The sequence below is a fragment of the Halorubrum sp. AD140 genome (assembly GCF_034497445.1).
In the GTDB taxonomy this organism is placed as follows: Archaea; Halobacteriota; Halobacteria; order Halobacteriales; family Haloferacaceae; genus Halorubrum.
Map to the genome: position 1 here is coordinate 1 of NZ_JAXRUU010000194.1, position 1415 is coordinate 1415.

Genomic DNA, 1415 nt, shown 5'->3' on the forward strand with positions numbered 1-1415 from the left:
AAGACGAGCTCGTAGCCGGCGTCGACGAACTCCACGAACTCGAACGTGTCGCCGTCGATGTCGACCCCGAGATGGTCGGCGACCGCCTCGCGGATCGCCGTGATCTCGTCGCTCCGGAGGTGGTGCCGGGATTTCACTTCCATGGCCGTCCAGTCGGCCGCTCGGCCGATAAATGGACCGCTCCGCGGCGTGGCCGCCCGGCGGCGCCCGTCGGCTCCGGCTCCCCGCGACGGTCTCGCTCCATTGGACCGATCAAAACGGCCTTAAACTACCTCTCCATATCCCTTCGTATGCTCAACCCACTGGCGATCGTGCTCGCGGCGATCGTGAATCCGCCCGCGATCGTGCTCGCGGCGGTCGCGACGCTGCTCATGGTCCTCATCACCTCGGTGAGGGGGACGGGGTGGGAACCCACGACCGACATCTCGGACGAAGTCCTCGAACACCGCGCGTCCGCGGTCCCAGAGACGGAGTTCCCCGAGCCGGGTAACCGCGCTGTCGGCGGCGGCGGCGGTGGCGGCGGCGCCATCCCGGCGGGCGGCGCGGAGGGCGAAGAGGGCGAACTCGAAGAGGGCGGCACCGCGAGCGCCGGTCCCGGCGACATCCCCGAAGACGAGGTGGAGTACTTCGAGGTCGAGTTCGTCAAGCAGGGCGAGACGGTCGAGCTCTCGAACGACGAGCCCATCCTCGACCAGGGCGAAGACGAGGGGTGGGACCTCCCGTACGCCTGCCGGCAGGGCCAGTGCGTCTCCTGTGCCGGTCGGATCGCGGACGGACCGAGCGGGGACTTCGTCGAGCACGACAACCAGCAGATGCTCGAGGCGGCCGAGATCGACGACGGCTACACGCTCACCTGCGTCGCCTACCCGCGCGACTCCTTCAGCATCGAGACCGGCGAGGCGCCGTAGCTCCGCTTCCGCGGCCGCTTCTCTCACTCACCCTCCGATTTTTCCAGCCGCGCTCGCTCGCGACACCCTTTTTCGCGTCTCGCCCCAACTGCTCGTATGACCGTCACCACGGCGCTCGTCGCCGGCGGCGGGGGCGTCGCCGTCGCGCTGATCGCCGCGGTCGTCTACCGCGACGCGGTCCGCGTCGGCGTCGACCTCGGGTCGCCGGCGGCGTGGGCCGCCCTCGTCGTCTTCACCGGCGGCGCGAGCCTCGTCACGCTGGTCCTCGTTCCCGACGCCCCGCTGCCCGGCGTCCTCGTATTGACCGCCCTCGGTCCCCTCCTCTACCTGCTCGAACGCGACGACTCGATGAACGGCGCCGAGCCCGCGGACCCGACGCAGCTGCCCAGCGAGTCGAACCCGACCGACACCACCGACGAACGGGACGAGTAACGAATACCGGTTTCGAGGAACCGATACGCCCCGAACGACGATGACACACTTCGTTTCGTTCTCGAAGCGGGATCG

2 protein-coding genes and 1 pseudogene are annotated in these 1415 nt (G+C 69.2%); 2 read left to right on the forward strand and 1 reads right to left on the reverse strand.

Annotated elements, in window-relative coordinates; genetic code table 11:
* A pseudogene (locus U4E84_RS17340) lies at window positions 1-143 on the reverse strand (RNA-binding protein); the annotation flags it as partial.
* A 147-nt stretch (window positions 144-290) separates the two neighbouring features.
* Between U4E84_RS17340 and U4E84_RS17345 the strand changes: the two are divergent.
* Together U4E84_RS17345 and U4E84_RS17350 are read left to right on the forward strand one after the other, a co-directional pair.
* On the forward strand, window positions 291-908 hold the full coding sequence (locus U4E84_RS17345) for a 2Fe-2S iron-sulfur cluster-binding protein (protein ID WP_322533343.1): 618 nt from the start codon (window positions 291-293) through the stop codon (window positions 906-908).
* A 96-nt stretch (window positions 909-1004) separates the two neighbouring features.
* A complete protein-coding gene (locus tag U4E84_RS17350; protein ID WP_322533344.1) occupies window positions 1005-1340 on the forward strand; it encodes a hypothetical protein in 336 nt (111 codons plus the stop codon).
* Window positions 1341-1415: the final 75 nt, after the last annotated feature.